Below are 19,077 nucleotides of genomic sequence, written 5' to 3'. Positions count from 1 at the left end.
TTTTTCATGCTCATGAAATATATATCAGATAATGCAGAGTCTTACATCACACTGTCTGCGTGGGGGAGGAAGGTCATGTCTAGAGGTCGCAACTCATTTCCATACAGCGTAAATCAGCATTAGCCATAGGTGAATGGTGAATACTTTCCTTTAACAGGATAAAGCCATTCTTTTTATAGAATTCAAAAGCGTTGGGCGTTGAAGATAAAACTAATTTTTTTAGCCCCCGTAGCCGGGCTTCATTTTTTATAGCATCGAGTATTGCTCTTGCCATTCCCTGACCCGTAAATTCGGGAAGGGTAAATATAGCTTCAACACTCTGGTTTTTTAGGTCAAGAAAGCCAGTGGCAACGGGATATTCCCCTGCAGGATCATCAATAACAAAAAATGGATTTTCAGCGATGGTATTGCGGAAGCCTTCAGGCATTTTATCTTGCGTCCATGCCTGGAGGGTCTCTTCGCCATAGGAATCTTTGCAGCCGTGTCGTATGGCTTTGTTTCTAATTATCCAAAGTTTTTCCGCTTCTTGCGGTGATGCCAATCTGACGACCATTGTTTTCTCCTTGTCCCACTATTCAGTTCATACCCTATTAATTACCCTAATTTTTATTCAGCCGCACTCTCACTTTTCATCAGTTCATCAAAATACCCGTTCCGCCATGAAGGCGAGATTCTTGCGGGAATAGCGCATAAGGATAAATGAAATTCTGTTGCATAAAGAACATTGCTGTTGGACGAGGTTTATTTTTTGTGCAAATAAACATCACTCATGTTGAATGAGATGATAATCCCACTGACAGTGCTTTATTTAACGCCGCTGCTAGCATAGAGTCTTCTTAGCACGCGGGGGGCGCTATTGTGTTGAGATCCCGCGCAAAAATAGAATTCTCTTTTATACTTACACTACGAGTTGTTTGCTTGAATTCAGCTATTTTAATTTGGGCATGTTAACGGGAGGCAAGGGATGTTGTTTACGAGTCAAGGGTCTCTCAGATTTCTGGTAGCCAGCTGTCTTTTCGCCATGGGACTGGCTCCTGTGGGGGCTGTATTTGCAGCGGTACCAACGTTGCCCGTTCGTTCCGCAACGCTTTCGAGTGTGCAGAGCCTCAGCCAGTTGCAGGCTGAGCTACCGGCAAGTGTTAAACCTCTTTATATTTCATCCCTTGCGACGTTGTATGCCGCGAATCACATGCAACCCATGTGGCAGAACCGGGACGCTGTTCAGCAATTTCAGCAGCAACTCGCCGAACTGGCTATTTCTGGTGTGCAACCACAGTTTACGCAATGGGTTAAATGGCTAACTGATCCGCAAGTGACGGGGATGTCGCGTGATATCGTTTTATCGGATGCGATGCTGGGGTATTTGCAGTTTGTCAGCGGGGTTGAAGCCAACGGCGACAACTGGCTCTATAGCGGTAAACCCTACAAAATGACTACGCCGCCCCTGACGGTGATAAACCAATGGCAGCTGGCACTACGCAAGGGAACGACCGCGGGGTATATGAAGACGCTGATGCCTCAGCATCCTTTATATTCCAAAATGCATTCCGCGTTAAAAACCATGCTGGCGGACAACCGCCCATGGCCTCAGGTTACTCACTTAGCCAGCCTGCGACCTGGGCAACTCAGTGATGATATCCCGGCGTTGCGTGAAATCCTCAACCGTAGTGGCATGATGACCGCTTTACCGGCCGAGGCGAAATCGCCACAGCCTACCGATGAAACTATTGCTAAAGATGGCCCGGGCGCGGCCGCCAACGATGATTTGTCCGTTGATGAATCAGCAGATAAATCCGCGCCGCTATCTCCGGTTGTCAGCCCTGCTGCGACGTCGGTTACTGACGTCTTACCTACAGTCGAAAGTACTGGACATTCAGCTGCCGCAGTTCCGGTTTCCGTGGCTGATAATGTGTACTCGCCGGAGCTGGTAGAGGCGGTTAAACGCTTCCAGAAATGGCAGGGACTTGAGCCGGATGGTGTTATCGGTTTACGTACACGCGAATGGTTGAATGCCTCTCCACGCCTGCGTGCTACGCTGTTTGCATTGAATATCCAACGCCTGCGTATTCTGCCGGGTAACATCAATACCGGCATTATGGTGAATATTCCCAACTACCAATTGACCTATTATCTCAATGGCAGTGAAGTGCTGTCGTCAAGAGTGATTGTCGGCCGTCCCAGCCGTAAAACCCCGCTGATGAGCAGTGCGCTAAACAACGTGGTCGTGAACCCACCGTGGAACGTGCCGACTACGCTGGTTCGGGAAGATATTGTGCCCAAAGCGATGCGCGACACCGGCTATTTCCAGAAGCACGGTTATACGGTCCTGGCTGGCTGGAACAACGATGCTGAGGTGGTGGATCCGTCAATGATTGACTGGAGCGTCGTGACGCCAAACCACTTCCCATACCGTATCCGTCAGGCACCGGGCGCGACAAACTCCCTTGGCCGCTATAAATTCAACATGCCAAGCTCGGATGCTATCTATCTGCATGACACGCCGAATCACGGCTTGTTCCAGAAAGATATCCGCGCCCTGAGTTCAGGTTGCGTGCGCGTTAATAAGGCGTCTGAACTGGCGAATATGCTGTTGCAAGATGCCGGCTGGAATGACACCCGTATCTCCTCAACCCTGCAGGCCGGGAATACGACCTTTGTGCCAATTCGTCATCACATACCGGTTAAACTGTTTTATTTGACGGCATGGGTTGCTGAGGATGGTAAACCTCAGTTCCGCACAGACATTTACAATTATGACTCTCCGGTGCGATCCGGTGCACAAATTTTGTCAAAGGCTGAACTTTTGCTGCAATAAATGCAGTAAAACTAAAATGATAGCGGTCAGAGTATTTGGCCTGATAACGGGGATGGCTGTGATAGCCTCCCCGTTTTGCTTTATGGATGGGTTGACTCACTGAAATAAGGCAGTTAAGGTTCGAAGCGGTACTCTTTTTGTGCCTATTTTTGACTCTCTTACCGGGTAGTAGACTGTTCATGGATCAAATTGACAAACATCGCCGTAAATGGCTGGCACTCGGCAGTGCCGCTATGGGTATTGCGCTCCTTCCAGGACGTGCTTTCGCCACTCTTTCCACACCTCGTCCGCGTATTTTAGTGGTTAATAACTTGAATACCGGCGAAAGCCTCAAAACAGAATTTTTCGATGGAAAGCGTTACAACAAGGATGAGTTGGCCAGATTGAATCATCTGTTCAGGGACTATCGGGCAGAAAAGGTGAAGAGTATTGATCCGGCTCTCTTCGATCATCTTTACCGTCTGCAAATCATGCTTGCAACCAATAAACCAATTCAACTGATCTCCGGTTACCGTACGGTCGCAACCAACAACAGCATGCGCAGACCAGGCAGCGGGGTAGCAAAAGACAGCTATCATACCAAAGGCCAGGCGATGGATTTTCACATCGAAGGCATTGAGTTGAGCTATATCCGCAAAGCTGCGTTAAAAATGAAGATGGGTGGTGTAGGATATTATCCACGAAGTAACTTTGTGCACATCGACACGGGTCCGGCAAGAACCTGGTGATATGCGTAATTTGCGGTCTATCCTTTGCGGGATAAGCTGTTGTGGAGCCTTATGAAATACCATCTTATTCCTGTCACGGCATTCAGCCAAAATTGTTCTGTTATCTGGTGCAGTAAAACCCTTCAGGCCGCGATTGTTGACCCGGGTGGTGAGGCTGGAAAAATCATTGCGGAAGTTGCCGCCCTGGGTGTGACTGTCAGCCAGATCTTGCTAACGCATGGTCACCTTGATCATGTGGGGGCTGCAGCGGATATTGCCAGGCACTTTAACGCCCCCATTGTCGGGCCGCAGAAAGAAGATCTGTTCTTGCTGGAATCACTGCCGACGCAGAGCCAGATGTTTGGCTTAGACTATTGCGCGCCACTGACGCCGAACACCTGGCTGGAAGAGGGTGATGAGGTAAGCGTCGGCGAAGAGCGTCTTACCGTTCTACATTGCCCAGGTCATACGCCGGGACACATTATATTTATCAATGATAAAAGCCGTTTAGCCGTTTCTGGTGACGTTATTTTCCGTGGTGGCGTCGGGCGCAGTGATTTCCCTCGGGGTAATCACCAGGCGTTGATCAAATCAATCAAAACCAAGCTGTTACCGCTGGGTGATGATATGACGTTCATTCCCGGTCATGGGCCGATGTCAGATTTTGGCCATGAACGTAAAACCAACCCGTTTTTGCAGGATGAACTGCCGGTCTGGTAACTCGTTTCAATAAAATACAGAATGCTATAAATAAGAAAACCAGTCAGTGGCTTGACTGGTTTTTTTTTGCAGCTTTATTTGATCACAAAACAGCGACGATGGCTTCGCACAGTGGTGCCATGTTATCGAGGGTGATACCGGCAACGTTAATACGGCCGGAGTTAACCGCGTACACGCCGAACTCGTCACGCAGACGCATAACTTGATCTTTGGTCAGCCCGCTAAACGAGAACATGCCGTTTTGGTTAATAATAAAGCTAAAGTCCTGCTGAGCCCCTTTTTCCTGCAACGTGGTCACAAACAACTGGCGCATACGGTGAATACGTTGACGCATGTCGCTCAATTCCTGCTCCCAGATAGCACGCAGCGCTTCGTTACCTAATATAGTGGCAACAACCGCAGCGCCGTGTGACGGCGGGTTAGAGTAGTTTGCGCGGATAACAGATTTTACCTGGCTGAACGAACGGTCAGCGGTTTCAGCATCAGCGGCGACCAGAGTACAGGCACCCACGCGCTCGTTATACAGGCCGAAGTTTTTCGAGTAAGAGCTGGCGACCAGCAATTCAGCATGTTTAGCCGCAAAAATGCGCAGGCCCTGTGCATCTTCTTCCAACCCTTTGGCAAAGCCCTGATAAGCAAAGTCAAACAGTGGCAGCCAACCTTTAGCGACAGAAAGTTCAGCCAGTTGCGCCCACTGTTCTGTTGTTGGGTCGATACCGGTTGGGTTATGGCAACAACCGTGGAACAACACCACGTCGCCGGCCTGAGCTTCATTCAGGCTGTTTACCATGCCATCGAAGTCCAGTGCGTGGTTAGTTGCGTCGTAATAATTATATTCCACCACTTCCAGACCCGAGGCGTTGAACACCCCTTTGTGGTTAGGCCAGCTTGGATTGCTTACCCAGATGCGCTTGGCGCTGGTCTGTGTTGCGATAAAGTCTGCGGCGATACGCAGGCCGCCTGTACCACCTGGCGTCTGTGCGGTGCGCGCACGTTTATCTGCGATGATGGCACTGTCTTTACCAAACAGCAGTTCCTGAGTACAACGCGCAAAATCAGGCAGTCCGTCGATACTCAAATAAGTCTTGGTCGTTTCGTTTTCCAGCAAAAATTGCTCAGCTTTCTTCACGCTGGTCAGAACCGGTGTTTTCCCCGTTTCATCTTTATAAACACCAATCCCAAGATTGATTTTATCCTGGCGAGCGTCAGCACGGAAAAGATCGGTAAGACCGAGAATAGGATCAGCAGGTGCAGCAGTGATTTTTTCAAACATAGAGGAGACTTCCATGGCCTGATATTTAGCAGAAAGAGGGCATCAGGTTACCGCCTGAAAGTCCGTTTGCCAACCGTTTGCGGCAAAAAGAAAGCGGAGTTGTGAAGCGGGCTTTGAGATTAATAATTGTGATAATTGAAAAGGGTGGGGAAGTGTGTAAAAGCAAAAGGCAGAGCCGAAGCCCTGCCTTTCAAATCACTCAGGATGCACCCGTAAGCGCATCGGTTAAGCGAAATTAGAACTGGTATTGCAAGCCAACACCAACAACGTTGTCAGTGCTTGCACCGGCAGCTTTGGTGTAATCGTTGTCGTCCAGCAGGTTGATTTTGTAGTCAACATAGGTGGACATGTTTTTGTTGAAGTAGTAGTAGGTACCCACTTCGATATATTTAACCAGGTCAGCATCGCCGCCGCCGTAGGTAGCGCCAGTGCTGCTGTTAGTTACGCCATTCAGGTCCTTGCCTTTAGACTGCAGGTAAGCGATGGATGGGCGCAGACCGAAATCGAACTGGTACTGAGCGACAACTTCGAAGTTCTGAGTTTTGTTAGCAGTCTGTGGGTTACTGCCTTGACCGTATGCCGTGGTGTTAGTTGATTCACCATAGAATGCAGCCAGGTACAGGTTGTTGGCATCGTATTTGGTACCGAATGCGTAGGCAGACGCTTTGTCGCCGTTACCGTCAAGTTTCTGAGTATCGGTACGGTTTGAAGAGAAGTAAGCACCGGTCACGCTAACGCCAGAGTTGCCGATGGCATAAGCTGTTGATGCACCCCAGCCGTCGCCGTTCTGGGTAACAGATGAACTGTGAGGAACACCTAAATTGGTAAGGCCGTCTTTAGAAAATGCATCATCGTTACGATCATTTTCATTTTTGCCTTGGTACTGAACAGCGAAGCTCAGGCCATCAACCAGACCGAAGAAGTTGCTGTTACGGTAAGTAGCCAGACCATTTGCACGACCAATCATGAAGTTGTCGTTGGTTTTGTACATGGTGTCATCGCCGAATATTGGCAATTGGTCAGTATAAGACATTACGTCGTAGATCACGCCGTAGTTACGACCGTAGTCAAATGAACCCCAGTCGCCAAATTTCAGACCTGCGAAGCCCAGACGAGTTTTGTTGCCTTCGTCGCCAGCGCTTTCAGCGTGGTTAGCCTGAACGTTGTATTCCCACTGGCCGTAACCGGTCAGTTGGTCGGTAATTTTTGTTTCGCCTTTAAAGCCGAAACGAACGTAAGTCTGGTCACCGTCATCGCCGGTGCTATCAGAGAAGGTGTGGCGTGCGTCAACTTTACCGTACAGGTCCAGTTTGTTGCCGTCTTTGTTATAAATTTCAGCTGCGTTTGCTGCACCAGCAGCCAACAGAGCTGGAATTACGATTGCAAGAATATTGCGCTTCATCATTATTATTACCCTCATTGGTTTTATTTGGACACCTGCCACTGCCGTCAATAATTCTTTAGGGAACTATTGTTGAGAGTTTGGTGTCTCCTGTGTCTGAAGGCAGTGTTCCATCCGAGGACTGCTTAATCTACATCGAAAATGCTACCAAACCCCTAAACTTGTTTCAGCGAGAAAGAATGTATTACAAAGTGTAATTTCTACGGAACTTTGTGACAGGGATCTACCTTTAAAAATGACTAAGGCCAGCTGAGCTGGCCTTAGTTTTGTAACTAAAATGTTATTCGGAAAATATTTTAGTTAATTAGAAGGTTGCATTACGTGGTGTGCGTGGGAACGGGATCACGTCACGCACATTTTGCACACCGGTCACATAAGCGACCAAACGTTCAAAGCCCAAGCCGAAACCTGAGTGGGGCACGGTGCCGTAGCGACGAAGATCGCGATACCACCAATAATCTTCTTTATTCAGGCCCATTTCTTCAAGGCGCGCATCAAGAACATCCAATCGTTCTTCACGCTGTGAACCGCCGATGATCTCCCCAATACCAGGGGCCAGCACATCCATAGCTGCAACTGTTTTTCCGTCGTCATTCATTCGCATGTAGAATGCTTTGATATCTTTCGGATAATTTTTGACCACCACTGGCGCTTTAAAATGCTGTTCTGCCAGGTAGCGTTCATGCTCAGAAGAAAGATCGACACCCCATGACACAGGATTTTCGAATGTCTGGCCGCAATTCATCAGTATTTCTACTGCATCGGTATAATCGACCTGAGCGAAATCTGATGTCACAAAACGCTCCAGGCGAGAAACAGCATCTTTGTCTACGCGTTCTGCGAAAAAGGCCATATCGTCTGCCCTTTCATCCAGAACGGCCTGGAAAACATATTTCAACATGCTTTCTGCCAGTGCGGCGATATCATCAAGGGTGGCAAATGCCACTTCCGGTTCAACCATCCAGAACTCTGCCAGATGGCGGCTGGTGTTGGAGTTTTCGGCACGGAAGGTCGGACCGAAGGTGTACACCTTGGAGAGTGCGCAGGCATAGGTTTCGCCGTTCAGCTGACCAGAAACGGTAAGGAAGGCTTCTTTACCGAAAAAGTCTTCGCTGAAATCGACTTCGCCTTTATCGGTGCGCGGCAGGTTCTGGAAATCAAGGGTAGAGACGCGGAACATTTCGCCAGCGCCTTCGGTATCAGAGGCGGTAATCAGCGGTGTCGACACCCAGAAGTAGCCGTTTTCATGATAGAAACGATGAATCGCCTGCGACAGGGTGTTACGCACACGGGCAACTGCGCCAATCAGATTGGTACGCGGGCGCAGGTGCGCCACTTCGCGCAGATATTCGATGGAGTGACGTTTCGCCGCCATCGGGTAAGTGTCCGGGTCATCCACCCAGCCAACCACGTTAATGGCCGTGGCTTGCAGCTCAAAACTCTGGCCTTCACCCGGTGAGGCGACAACGGTGCCGGTCACTTCAATTGAACAACCGGTGGTCAGGCGCAGAACCTCATCCTGATAATTAGGAAGAGAATTATTCACAACGGCCTGTAACGGATTAAAGCAGGAGCCGTCATAAACGGCGAGGAAGGAGATACCAGCTTTAGAATCTCTCCGGGTACGCACCCAACCGCGTACGGTGACTTCACTGTCAACCGCAGCACGGCCTTGCAGTACGTCGACTACAGGCACAACGCTCATAAATTTCTCTCTTTCTTATATGTTCAGATGATAGTTGAGAACTAACGGACCCCTATAAAAAGGGATTTTGCTATGTTACTTAGCCTTTCTCAGGACACAAGCAGAAATCACCTTGCCCGGACAACATTCGTCTGTGCAGAGCAATAGATCTCCCTATTTATCGTGTGACTGACCGGAAATTCGCAGATCTAAATAATATTTATATAAAGGAGGAAAAAGTGAGTGGGAAAAGTCATCTGGATAAGATGATGGCAGGAAGGGGGAGGTAAACCGCCTGCATTTAGAATAAACACAGTCGTAAGGGTCAGGAGGCTTTCTTGACCAGCGGCAGGTCAAAGGCTTTACGTAAGGCTTTCACGAAGGCTTTATCCTGACAAATAGTTTTCCCCGGGCTGTCAGACAATTTCGCTACCGGTTTGCCATTACATTGCACCAGTTTTATCACGATATTCAGCGGATTGACCCCAGGGATATTACAGGTCAGGCGCGTACCGATCCCAAACACCAGATTCACCCGGGTGTGGAAATGGCGATAAAGACTCAAGGCTTTGTCTAAATCCAGATTATCTGAGAACACTAAGGTTTTGCTCATCGGGTCAATGCCGAGTTTTTGATAGTGCGCGATAGCTTTTTCGCCCCATTCAACTGGATCCCCCGAATCATGGCGCAATCCGTCGTAGGCGTTGGCAAACGTCGGGCCAAAATCGCGCAGGAAAGCATCCATCGTTATGCAGTCGGTCAGCGCGATACCCAGTTGGTCGGGATATTCATCCAACCATGCCTGGAGCGCAGCGCGTTGACTATTGGCCAGAACCGGGCTGATTTGCTGATGAGCCTGAAACCATTCATGCGCCTGGGTTCCGACAGGTGACAGCTGTAATTTGCGGGCGACATCATAATTGCTGGTGCCGACCAGATACGGGAATTCCGCTTTCAGTGTACTGACAATCGCGTGCTGAACTTCACCGGAGAAACGGCGGCGTGTGCCGAAGTCCATCAGGCGGAAGCGGGAGATATCGATGTCAGACGTTTCCTGTTTGAAACGTGCAAGATTCTTGCGCAGTTGATCGACCGCCATTTGTGTGGTCACCTGAGCAGAACGGTGACGGTGTACAACCTCGCTGATCACGGCCAGCAGCGGTACTTCCCACATGATCACTTCACGCCATGGGCCTGAAATGCGCACGTGCAAATGACCGTCGCTGTCAGATACGACAACCTGTTGAGGGTTATAGCGGAAAGTCTTCAGCCAATTGAGGTAATCGGCGCTGAAAAACGGCAATCCAGAGAGATAAGTGAACTCATCATCAGTCAGAGCCAACTGGCTCATCATCTCGATTTGCTGGCGTATTTCGCTGGCGTACTCGCCCAGCAGCTCGTCACCACGGCAGCGGAATTCTGCCACGACGCTAATATTATGATAGCGATGGAAGACGGCTTGCTGCATATGCAGCTTATAAGCGTCGGTATCTAACAGCGAAGTCAAAATCGGGGAAGCGTATGAAGTCATAGCGCGTTTACAGCATCCTCGTCAGAAAGGGCTGGCTGGCAAAAACCTCGACATAGCGTATTGAGGCCGTTCGCATAAACCCAACCATTCCAGATAAAAAAGCATTCTGGATAAAACAGCAAAGTCTGTGAAGTATACCGTAATATCCTGCGAAAGAATCCTCATCACATCATAATTGTCCGAGAGGGGTCGAGGCTTAAACGTGCTTTGGTCTTCAAAATGGCATCTTTTTGTTAACAATTGGTTTGCACAGTCGCTGGGGTTTCCGTTTTGAACAAAACGTGGTCTAACAGACTCACAAACCTGCAACAATCTGGGAATTTAAAGTGCCTGTGGTAAAGTTCAGGAAAGCTTTATAAGTCGCTGAGGTTTCTCCTGCCGGAGTGCTCAGACCAGCCACGATGAGCAACAGACGTCGTCACTAACGAAAACGTTAAAAGGTTTTTTATGACTCAACTGCCACAAGCCAAGTTCCGTCACGATTACCGTGCCCCGGACTATACCATTACCGATATCGACCTCAATTTTGAACTCGATGCGCAAACTACCGTGGTTACCGCTGTCAGCCAGATTAAACGCCAGGGCGCAGAAGGCGCTTCGCTGGTGCTTAACGGCGAAGACTTGACGCTAATCAGCCTGAAAGTCAACGGCCAGGATTGGCCGAGTTATCAGGTGACGGATAAAACGCTGGTCATTGACCGCCTGCCGGAAGCCTTTGAACTCCACATCGTCAACGAAATCCACCCGGCCAAAAACAGCGCGCTGGAAGGGCTTTATCTCTCTGGTGAAGCGTTGTGTACCCAGTGTGAAGCCGAGGGTTTCCAGCACATTACCTATTATCTGGACCGCCCGGACGTTCTGGCACGTTTCTCGACCCGCATTGTGGCCGACAAAGCGCGTTATCCCTACTTGCTCTCCAACGGCAACCGTATTGATTCAGGCGAGCTGGAAGGCGGCAAACATTGGATTAAGTGGCAGGATCCGTTCCCTAAACCTTGCTACCTGTTTGCGCTGGTGGCCGGTGATTTTGATGTGCTGCGTGATTCCTTCAAAACCCGCTCAGGTCGCGATGTGGCGCTGGAGCTGTTTGTTGACCGCGGCAATCTGGATCGCGCCGACTGGGCAATGGCGTCGCTGAAGCAGTCGATGAAGTGGGACGAAACCCGTTTCAATCTGGAATATGACCTCGATATCTTCATGATCGTTGCCGTTGATTTCTTCAACATGGGCGCGATGGAAAACAAAGGCCTGAACGTCTTTAACTCTAAATATGTGCTGGCAAAAGCGGAGACGGCGACGGATAAAGATTATCTGGGCATTGAAGCCGTGATTGGCCACGAATATTTCCATAACTGGACCGGTAACCGCGTGACTTGCCGCGACTGGTTCCAGCTCAGCCTGAAAGAGGGACTGACGGTTTTTCGCGATCAGGAGTTCAGTTCTGACCTCGGCTCACGTTCGGTAAACCGCATTGATAACGTGCGCATCATGCGTTCCGCACAGTTCGCCGAAGACGCAAGCCCGATGGCGCACCCGATCCGTCCTGAAAAAGTGATCGAAATGAACAACTTCTACACCCTGACGGTGTATGAAAAGGGTTCAGAAGTGATCCGCATGCTGCATACCCTGCTGGGCGAAGAGAAGTTCCAGGCCGGTATTCAGCTCTATTTCGAACGTCATGATGGCAGCGCAGCCACTTGTGATGACTTCGTGCAGGCGATGGAAGATGCGTCGAATGTTGACCTGTCTCTGTTCCGTCGCTGGTACAGCCAGTCAGGCACGCCAATTTTGACCGTACGTGATGACTATGACGTGGAAAAACAGCAGTACACATTAACCGTCAGCCAGAAAACGCCACCGACGGCCGACCAGGCTGAAAAGCTGCCGTTGCATATTCCGCTGGATATCGAACTGTATGATCCGCAAGGCAATGTGATCCCACTCAAGCAAAACGGCAGCATCGTCAGCAACGTGCTGAACGTGACCGAAGCTGAGCAGACCTTCATCTTTGAAGATGTGCAATATCAGCCGGTGCCGTCTTTGCTGCGTGAATTCTCCGCACCCGTGAAGTTGGACTATAAATATGGCGATCATCAGCTCACTTTCCTGATGAAGCATGCACGCAATGACTTCTCTCGCTGGGATTCGGCGCAAAGTCTGCTGGCAATTTACATCAAACTCAATGTGGCGCGTCATCAGCAGAAACAACCGCTGTCACTGCCGCTGCACGTGGCTGATGCTTTCCGCGCAGTATTGCTGGATGACACGATTGATCCGGCCCTGGCCGCGCAGATCCTGACCTTGCCGTCTGAAAACGAAATCGCGGAACTGTTCGATATTATCGACCCGGAAGCGATCAGCGCGGTGCACGCGGCGATCACCCGTTGCCTGGCAACCGAAATGGCTGACGAGTTCCTCGCGGTGTACAACGCAAATCGCCTGCCGGCGTACCGCGTAGTGCATGCGGACATCGGTAAGCGCGCACTGCGTAATACCTGCCTGCGTTATCTGGCGTTTGGTGATGTGACTCAGGCTGACAAGATTGTGCGTGCCCAGTTTGAGCAGGCGGACAACATGACCGACTCGCTGGCGGCGATGTCTGCGGCCGTTGCGGCCCAGTTACCGTGCCGTGAAGCGCTGATGGCGGCTTATGATGAGCGCTGGCATCAGGACGGTTTAGTGATGGATAAATGGTTCATTTTGCAGGCCTCCAGCCCGTCGGCGGATGTATTGCAAAAAGTCCGTTCATTACTGACTCACCGTTCATTCACCATGAGCAACCCGAACCGCGTACGATCGCTGATCGGCGCCTTTGCCTCGACCAACCCGTCTGCATTCCACGCCGCCGATGGCAGCGGTTATCAGTTCCTGGTGGAAATGCTCACCGATCTGAATACCCGTAACCCGCAGGTAGCAGCACGAATGATTGAGCCGCTGATCCGTCTGAAACGTTATGACGCCAACCGTCAGACGTTGATGCGCAGTGCGCTTGAGCAGTTGAAAGGGCTGGAGAATCTGTCAGGGGATCTGTTCGAGAAGATCAGTAAGGCGTTAGACGCTTAATAAGCAGCGTTATAATTAATAACCAAAGGGCGATGGAAACATCGCCCTTTTTACGTCATGGCTTGATGGTTCTTTATGACTAACTCTGCGCGCGTTTGGCTTCCTGCGTCCCCGTTTGGGACGGTTGCGGTGTCAGAACACGCTCCAGGACTTCGGCTTCCAGCTCCGCCAGGCGGGCAGATCCTTTGCGCCGTGGGCGGGGCAAATCAATCTGTAAATCCAGACCAACCTGGCCCTGTTCAATCAAAATTACCCGATCGGCGACAGTGACAGCTTCGCTGACGTCATGGGTAACCAGCAACACGGTAAAATCATGCTGCTGCCATAAACGTTCGATCAATCCCTGCATCTCGATGCGCGTCAACGCGTCGAGCGCACCCAGAGGTTCATCCAGTAAGAGCAGGCGGGGGCGGTGGATCAGTGCACGGGCCAGGGCGACACGCTGTTTTTGCCCACCGGATAACGCCGAAGGCCAGTCGTTGGCACGGTCGGCCAGCCCGACCTCTTCCAGGGCTGCCTGCGCTGCCTCGCGCCACTGACCTTTCAGGCCGAGACCGACATTATCAATGACCTTTTTCCATGGCAGCAGGCGGTCATCCTGAAACATCAGCCGCGTGTCATCCCGCACCTGACTGAGCGGTGCGCTGCCGCTGCGCATTTCCCCGTGCGTGGTACTCTCCAGCCCGGCCAGCAGGCGCAACAAGGTACTTTTGCCACAACCGCTGCGGCCGACCACCGCCACAAACTGTCCGGGAGAAATGCGCAGATTAATGTCATTTAACACCGTGCGGTTGCCATATTTCTTGCTGATACCTGTCAGCGTAACCGGCGTGCCTTGTGGAATACGAGCCGTGTTGCTCATGCGGCGTCTCCTTGTTTCTTCTGATAAGCCGGGTGCCAGCGTAGCCAGACGCTCTCCAGCGCGCGGGCCAGCAGGTCGGCCAGTTTGCCGAGAATGGCGTACAGTACAATAGCGACCACGACCACATCGGTTTGCAAGAATTCACGGGCGTTCATTGCCAGATAACCGATACCGGAGTTGGCCGAAATGGTTTCTGCAACGATCAGCGTCAGCCACATAAATCCCAGCGCGAAGCGCACGCCGGCCATGATTGAGGGCAGGGCACCCGGTAAAACCACCTGTATAAACAGTGGGAAACCGGACAACCCGTAGCTGCGTGCCATCTCTAGCAGGCCACGATCGATATTGCGAATGCCGTGATAGGTGTTGAGGTAAATTGGGAACAATGTGCCGAGGGCCACCAGGAAAATTTTGGCGGATTCATCAATGCCAAACCATAAAATCACCAACGGGATCAGCGCCAGATGGGGAATGTTGCGCAGCATCTGTAACGAGCTGTCGAGCAGACGTTCGCCCCAGCGTGACAGACCGGTAATAAAGCCCAGCAGCAGGCCCAGACTGCCACCGAGGGCGAAACCGACCAGTGCACGGAACGTACTGATTTTCAGGTTTTGCCACAGGTCACCGCTTTTCGCCAGCGTCCAGAACGCCTCCACCACAGCGCTCGGCGCGGGAAGAATTCGGTTCGACAGCCACCCGGCTTCTACCGCCAGCTGCCAGCCACCAATCAGAGCGAACGGTAAAATCCAAGGCAATACACGATCCAGCCAGCGTTGCGATGCATGCATGTTGGACTCCTCAGTGTTGAGCGGCAGAGCGCTGAGGTGCGAAATCATGTGCCACCAGTTCACCGCGCGCTTCAATGGCGCGTTTCACCGTGGTGTCCTGATCGGCTGTCGCCAGATCCAGATGCGGGAACAGCAATTCGCTGACGCGGTAGGCTTCTTCGAGGTGTGGATAACCTGAGAAGATAAAGGTATCGATCCCCAAATCGGCATATTCCTGCATGCGGGCCGCCACGGTTGGCCCATCGCCGACCAGTGCGGTGCCTGCGCCGCTGCGCACCAGGCCCACACCCGCCCACAGATTTGGGCTGATTTCCAGTTTGTCGCGGTTACCGCCGTGCAGGGCAGCCATGCGATGCTGGCCAACCGAGTCGGTTCTGGCAAACGCCGCCTGCGCTTTTTGAATGGTTGCATCATCCAGATTGGCAATCAGTCGGTTCGCGGCCAGCCAGGCTTCTTCATTCGTTTCACGCACTATCACGTGTAGACGAATGCCAAAGCGCACGCTGCGCCCGTGGGCTGCCGCTTTAGCGCGGACCTGCTCAATTTTTTCTTTCACCAAATGCGGCGGCTCGCCCCAGGTCAGATAGAGCTCGACCTGTTCAGCGGCAAGGTCCTGTGCTTCGTCCGAAGATCCGCCAAAATAGAGCGGCGGGCGCGGCTGTTGTACTGGCGGGTGCATCAGGCTGGCGCCTTTCACTTGTATGTGTTTGCCTTCATAATCGACGGTTTCGCCTTCCAGCACTTGCCGCCAGATACGGGTAAACTCCGCCGAGGCCTCATAACGCTCTTTATGATTGAGGTGCAATCCTTCGGCCGCCAGTTCGGCAGGATCACCGCCGGTCACCAGATTAAACAGAGCGCGACCGCCGGAAAGCCGGTCCAGCGTCGCAGCCTGACGCGCCGCCAGCGTCGGGGAGATAATCCCCGGCCGTAGCGCCACCAAAAACTTCAGACGCTGAGTGACGGAAATCAGCGATGCGGCTACCAGCCAGGAGTCTTCGCAGGAGCGGCCAGTCGGCAGCAGCACGCCACCAAAACCAAGACGGTCCGCCGCTTGGGCGATTTGTTGCAAATAGCTGAGATCAACGGTGCGGGCATCTTTGTCGGTACCGAGATAACGTCCATCGCCGTGAGTGGGCAGAAACCAGAAAACGTTCAGACTCATGTGATAACTCCTCTGTCGTCGATGCCGCCGCTTCTATCAGCGGCGGCCGTTGTTATAGAGAGATCGGTGCTGACTATTGCGCAGCGCGGTCATGCCAGATGCGGTCTTTAATATCGACCGGTTTGGGTAAAATATGATTCTGATAAAACAGGTCCGCTGTCGCCTGCTGGGCTTTTTCCGTACGTTCGTCTACCGGCGTAATAGGGGAATCGGGTAGATGATCCAGGTAGCTGGCAATCACGTCTTCCGGCAGGCCCATGGCTTTGGCAAGCAGCTGGATACTTTGCACCCGCTCGGTTTTGACCAGCGCATTGGCTTCAGTCAGCACAGCCAGAACCTGATGAATGAACTGCGGGTTGGCCTCGGTATATGTCTTCGGTGCCAGATAGAACGAACCGGTCTGATTCAGCGTGCTGCCATCAATCAATACGCGCACATTGCCTTGCAGTTTCGCGGCGGAGTAATAGGGATCCCAAATCGCCCAGGCATCAACGTCATGCTGCTGGAAGGCAGCGCGTGCGTCAGCCGGTGTCAGGTAAATCGGTTTGATATCGGTGAACTTCAGACCGGCCTGTTGCAGGGCGCGTAATAACAGATTGTGTGAGCTGGAGCCTTTCTGAAACGCCACTTTATGACCTTTAAGATCGGCGACGGTTTTGATTGGGCTGTCGTTATCAACCAGAATCACTTCGGCTTTCGGCTTCGGCGGTTCAGAGCCAACATAGAGCAGGTCGGCCCCGGCAGCCTGCGCAAACAGTGGGGGAAGATCACCCGTGCCGCCGAGATCAATACTGCCGACGTTCAGTGCTTCCAGAATTTGCGGGCCGGCAGGGAATTCTACCCAGCTGATTTTGGTATCAGGAAAGCGTTTTTCCAGCAATTGATGGGACTTCGCCAGCACCAGTCCGACAGAGCCTTTTTGATAAGCGATGCGAAATTCCGCCGGGGCTTTTTCCTGCGAAGTGGCTGCTTGCGTGCTGAACGAAAGCGTGACCAGTAGCCCGGCCATTAACGGCAGGTGGCGTAACAGAGAGAGCGGTAACCTCATCATTCTATTCCTCTTCTGGCCTGTCAGACCCGCAGGGTCACGGCGGTTTGGGTGGCAGGGCGGGGAAGCGGACGGCGGCGGCTCAGCGCCAGATAGAAATTCTCCAGAGACTCTTCCAGTCGTTCGCTCAACGCGGGTTCCAGCGTGGCCGGAAAGGTCTGGTAATCACTGATCAGACTGTCATCGGCAAATACGCCCTGCAAAACCTCCTGTGCTTTCAAAGAAGCCAGTACGGGTTTTAGCGCGTAGTCCACTGCCAGCATGTGGCCAATCGACCCAGCGGTTGCCAGAGGCAGTACCACTTTATGGTCCAGCGCACGTTCGGGTAAAAGATCCAGCAGGGTTTTCAGCGCCCCGGAAAATGACGCCTTATAAACCGGTGTGGCGACGATCAACCCATCGGCTTCGGCAAGTTGCGCGGTCAATTTTTTCAACTGAGGACTGGCGAAATTAGCGAACAGTAAATCTTCTGCTGAGAAATCCTGCAGGCCATAAGAGATCACTTCTACGCCACGTGACGTCAGCCAGCGATGGCTCAACGCCAGTAATGCTGAAGATCGGGAGGGTTGCCGTGGACTGCCTGCCAAAGAGATAACGCGTATCATCACACCATTCCTTATAACTTAAAGTTCTAGATTCATCATTTTGTTTAACGAAGTGATTTAAAGCTAACAGGCGTGGGCAGGGGACTGGAAATCTAAATTTTAGAAATGAATAGTGAAAAAGCGGCTATAGCCGGGAATTTATGGCTTAAAAGTAATGAAAAGGTAAAGTGGAAGTGAATAAAAGGGTATCGATTGCGCAGAAGTCAGTTTTTAGCCGTGAATCGTTTCCCTTTATGCGGCGCTTAGTCGATAATGTCGCCCCGTCTAGCCACCGGGAATCCAGGAGTCTTCATGTTTTATCCTCTTGTCAGGAAAGCACTGTTTCAGCTCGACCCTGAGCGCGCGCACGAACTTACTTTCCGCCAACTGAGCCGTATTTCTGGTTCGCCGTTTGAATTTCTCATCCGCCAGTCCGTGCCGACCAAACCGGTCAGTTGTATGGGGCTGTCATTTAAAAACCCATTAGGTCTTGCCGCCGGTCTGGATAAAGACGGTGATTGCATTGATGCCTTCGGTGCGATGGGTTTTGGTTTTGTGGAAGTCGGTACAGTGACGCCGCGTGCGCAGGACGGTAATGATAAGCCGCGCTTGTTCCGTATTGTTGAAGCACAAGGTCTGATTAACCGCATGGGTTTCAATAACCGTGGTGTAGATAATCTGGTCAACAATGTGAAGCGTTCACACTTTGGCGGAATTCTCGGCATTAATATCGGCAAGAATAAAGACACGCCAGTCGAGAACGGCAAAGATGATTATCTGACCTGCATGGATAAAATCTATCCTTATGCCGGTTATATCGCCGTCAATATTTCCTCGCCAAATACACCGGGATTACGTTCTTTGCAGTACGGTGAGGCGCTGGATGATTTGCTGGCAGCGATCAAAAATAAGCAGCTCGAATTGCAGCAGCGGCATCAAAAATATGTTCCTGTTGCGGTGAAGATCGCGCCGGATCTTTCTCATGAAGAATTGATCCAAATAGCCGACAGTTTAGTTCGCCATAATATGGATGGCGTGATTGCCACCAATACCACCTTGGATCGTAAACTGATCCAGGGGCTTAATTATTGTGAGCAGACCGGCGGGTTAAGTGGACGTCCCGTTCAACTGCGCAGTACGGAAATCATCCGTATGCTCTCTGATGAACTTAAAGGCCAGTTGCCTATTATTGGTGTTGGGGGGATAGATTCATTAACCGCCGCACGGGAAAAAATGGCAGCCGGTGCCTCGTTAATTCAAATCTATTCCGGCTTTATCTATCACGGACCGCGTTTGATTAAGGATATTGTCACTCATATCTAATATTTTTCACGCCTAATGACAGCCGGGGGTTTATTTATTAACCCGGCTCGTCTATATTTTGTCCACTGCCTTATATATCGGCAGCAGCAGCTCAAGATTTGTCTGATGTTGA

General features: G+C 51.4%; 15 protein-coding genes. 5 read left to right on the top strand and 10 right to left on the bottom strand.

Annotated features, from left to right (window positions below):
- Window positions 1–79: 79 nt before the first annotated feature.
- Window positions 80–553, bottom strand: coding sequence for a GNAT family N-acetyltransferase (locus EAH77_RS02305; RefSeq protein WP_140470173.1), 474 nt, complete (start codon window positions 551–553; stop codon window positions 80–82).
- 411 nt (window positions 554–964) lie between these two features.
- Between EAH77_RS02305 and ldtD the strand changes: the two genes are divergently transcribed.
- The 3 genes from ldtD (at window position 965) to EAH77_RS02290 (ending at window position 4,242) form a co-directional block, all read left to right on the top strand.
- Window positions 965–2,815: a L,D-transpeptidase gene (gene ldtD, locus EAH77_RS02300; protein WP_194150468.1), complete on the top strand. Its 1,851-nt coding sequence runs from the start codon at window positions 965–967 to the stop codon at window positions 2,813–2,815.
- Between the two features lie 179 nt (window positions 2,816–2,994).
- Window positions 2,995–3,543: a YcbK family protein gene (locus tag EAH77_RS02295; protein ID WP_140470172.1), complete on the top strand. Its 549-nt coding sequence runs from the start codon at window positions 2,995–2,997 to the stop codon at window positions 3,541–3,543.
- A 51-nt stretch (window positions 3,544–3,594) separates the two neighbouring features.
- Window positions 3,595–4,242, top strand: a complete 648-nt coding sequence (locus EAH77_RS02290) for an MBL fold metallo-hydrolase (protein ID WP_140470171.1) — start codon at window positions 3,595–3,597, stop codon at window positions 4,240–4,242.
- A gap of 82 nt (window positions 4,243–4,324) precedes the next feature.
- On the opposite strand, the gene EAH77_RS02285 is transcribed toward EAH77_RS02290, so the two are convergent.
- The 4 genes from EAH77_RS02285 to pncB form a co-directional block, all read right to left on the bottom strand.
- On the bottom strand, window positions 4,325–5,515 hold the full coding sequence (locus EAH77_RS02285; protein ID WP_140470170.1) for an amino acid aminotransferase: 1,191 nt from the start codon (window positions 5,513–5,515) through the stop codon (window positions 4,325–4,327).
- A 235-nt stretch (window positions 5,516–5,750) separates the two neighbouring features.
- The gene (gene ompC, locus EAH77_RS02280) at window positions 5,751–6,920 is read right to left on the bottom strand and encodes a porin OmpC (RefSeq protein ID WP_277752534.1); all 1,170 of its coding nucleotides are present in this window, start codon (window positions 6,918–6,920) and stop codon (window positions 5,751–5,753) included.
- A 301-nt stretch (window positions 6,921–7,221) separates the two neighbouring features.
- A complete protein-coding gene (asnS, locus tag EAH77_RS02275; protein WP_140470169.1) occupies window positions 7,222–8,622 on the bottom strand; it encodes an asparagine--tRNA ligase in 1,401 nt (466 codons plus the stop codon).
- Between the two features lie 304 nt (window positions 8,623–8,926).
- Window positions 8,927–10,132, bottom strand: coding sequence for a nicotinate phosphoribosyltransferase (gene pncB / locus EAH77_RS02270; RefSeq protein WP_140470168.1), 1,206 nt, complete (start codon window positions 10,130–10,132; stop codon window positions 8,927–8,929).
- A 447-nt stretch (window positions 10,133–10,579) separates the two neighbouring features.
- Here pncB and pepN point away from each other — a divergent pair, with 447 nt between their 5' ends.
- On the top strand, window positions 10,580–13,195 hold the full coding sequence (gene pepN, locus EAH77_RS02265) for an aminopeptidase N (RefSeq protein WP_140470167.1): 2,616 nt from the start codon (window positions 10,580–10,582) through the stop codon (window positions 13,193–13,195).
- A gap of 79 nt (window positions 13,196–13,274) precedes the next feature.
- On the opposite strand, the gene ssuB is transcribed toward pepN, so the two are convergent.
- The 5 genes from ssuB to ssuE all read right to left on the bottom strand — a co-directional run bounded on the left by ssuB (window position 13,275) and on the right by ssuE (window position 17,660).
- Window positions 13,275–14,057 carry an aliphatic sulfonates ABC transporter ATP-binding protein gene (gene ssuB / locus EAH77_RS02260; RefSeq protein WP_140470166.1) on the bottom strand — a complete coding sequence of 261 codons (783 nt, stop codon included), beginning with the start codon at window positions 14,055–14,057 and terminating at the stop codon, window positions 13,275–13,277.
- Entirely contained in the window at window positions 14,054–14,845 is a 792-nt protein-coding gene (gene ssuC, locus EAH77_RS02255) for an aliphatic sulfonate ABC transporter permease SsuC (RefSeq protein ID WP_140470165.1), read from the bottom strand. Before ssuC ends, ssuB begins: the two co-directional genes overlap by 4 nt.
- A 10-nt stretch (window positions 14,846–14,855) precedes the next feature.
- Window positions 14,856–16,010 carry an FMNH2-dependent alkanesulfonate monooxygenase gene (gene ssuD, locus EAH77_RS02250; RefSeq protein WP_140470164.1) on the bottom strand — a complete coding sequence of 385 codons (1,155 nt, stop codon included), beginning with the start codon at window positions 16,008–16,010 and terminating at the stop codon, window positions 14,856–14,858.
- Window positions 16,011–16,083: 73 nt separating this feature from the next.
- Complete coding sequence (locus tag EAH77_RS02245) at window positions 16,084–17,058, bottom strand: sulfonate ABC transporter substrate-binding protein (RefSeq protein ID WP_140470353.1); 975 nt, start codon at window positions 17,056–17,058, stop codon at window positions 16,084–16,086.
- 23 nt (window positions 17,059–17,081) lie between these two features.
- Window positions 17,082–17,660: an NADPH-dependent FMN reductase gene (gene ssuE / locus EAH77_RS02240; protein WP_140470352.1), complete on the bottom strand. Its 579-nt coding sequence runs from the start codon at window positions 17,658–17,660 to the stop codon at window positions 17,082–17,084.
- Between the two features lie 294 nt (window positions 17,661–17,954).
- On the opposite strand from ssuE, the gene pyrD reads away from it, so the two are divergent.
- Window positions 17,955–18,965 carry a quinone-dependent dihydroorotate dehydrogenase gene (pyrD, locus tag EAH77_RS02235; protein ID WP_140470163.1) on the top strand — a complete coding sequence of 337 codons (1,011 nt, stop codon included), beginning with the start codon at window positions 17,955–17,957 and terminating at the stop codon, window positions 18,963–18,965.
- Window positions 18,966–19,077 lie beyond the last annotated feature (112 nt).

It is taken from the genome of Ewingella americana, from assembly GCF_006438725.1.
GTDB lineage: Bacteria > Pseudomonadota > Gammaproteobacteria > Enterobacterales > Enterobacteriaceae > Ewingella > Ewingella americana_A.
The sequence above is the reverse complement of the archived record's forward strand: the minus strand, read 5'-3'. Positions and strand labels throughout refer to the sequence as shown.

Coding starts and splice junctions, on each gene's coding strand:
- pepN (WP_140470167.1), top strand. CDS start 10,580: ATGACTCAACTGCCACAAGCCAAGTTCCGTCACGATTACCGTGCCCCG.
- ssuB (WP_140470166.1), bottom strand. CDS start 14,057: ATGAGCAACACGGCTCGTATTCCACAAGGCACGCCGGTTACGCTGACA.
- pncB (WP_140470168.1), bottom strand. CDS start 10,132: ATGACTTCATACGCTTCCCCGATTTTGACTTCGCTGTTAGATACCGAC.
- ssuD (WP_140470164.1), bottom strand. CDS start 16,010: ATGAGTCTGAACGTTTTCTGGTTTCTGCCCACTCACGGCGATGGACGT.
- ssuC (WP_140470165.1), bottom strand. CDS start 14,845: ATGCATGCATCGCAACGCTGGCTGGATCGTGTATTGCCTTGGATTTTA.
- ompC (WP_277752534.1), bottom strand. CDS start 6,920: ATGATGAAGCGCAATATTCTTGCAATCGTAATTCCAGCTCTGTTGGCT.
- EAH77_RS02245 (WP_140470353.1), bottom strand. CDS start 17,058: ATGAGGTTACCGCTCTCTCTGTTACGCCACCTGCCGTTAATGGCCGGG.
- asnS (WP_140470169.1), bottom strand. CDS start 8,622: ATGAGCGTTGTGCCTGTAGTCGACGTACTGCAAGGCCGTGCTGCGGTT.
- EAH77_RS02290 (WP_140470171.1), top strand. CDS start 3,595: ATGAAATACCATCTTATTCCTGTCACGGCATTCAGCCAAAATTGTTCT.
- pyrD (WP_140470163.1), top strand. CDS start 17,955: ATGTTTTATCCTCTTGTCAGGAAAGCACTGTTTCAGCTCGACCCTGAG.
- EAH77_RS02295 (WP_140470172.1), top strand. CDS start 2,995: ATGGATCAAATTGACAAACATCGCCGTAAATGGCTGGCACTCGGCAGT.
- ldtD (WP_194150468.1), top strand. CDS start 965: ATGTTGTTTACGAGTCAAGGGTCTCTCAGATTTCTGGTAGCCAGCTGT.
- EAH77_RS02285 (WP_140470170.1), bottom strand. CDS start 5,515: ATGTTTGAAAAAATCACTGCTGCACCTGCTGATCCTATTCTCGGTCTT.
- EAH77_RS02305 (WP_140470173.1), bottom strand. CDS start 553: ATGGTCGTCAGATTGGCATCACCGCAAGAAGCGGAAAAACTTTGGATA.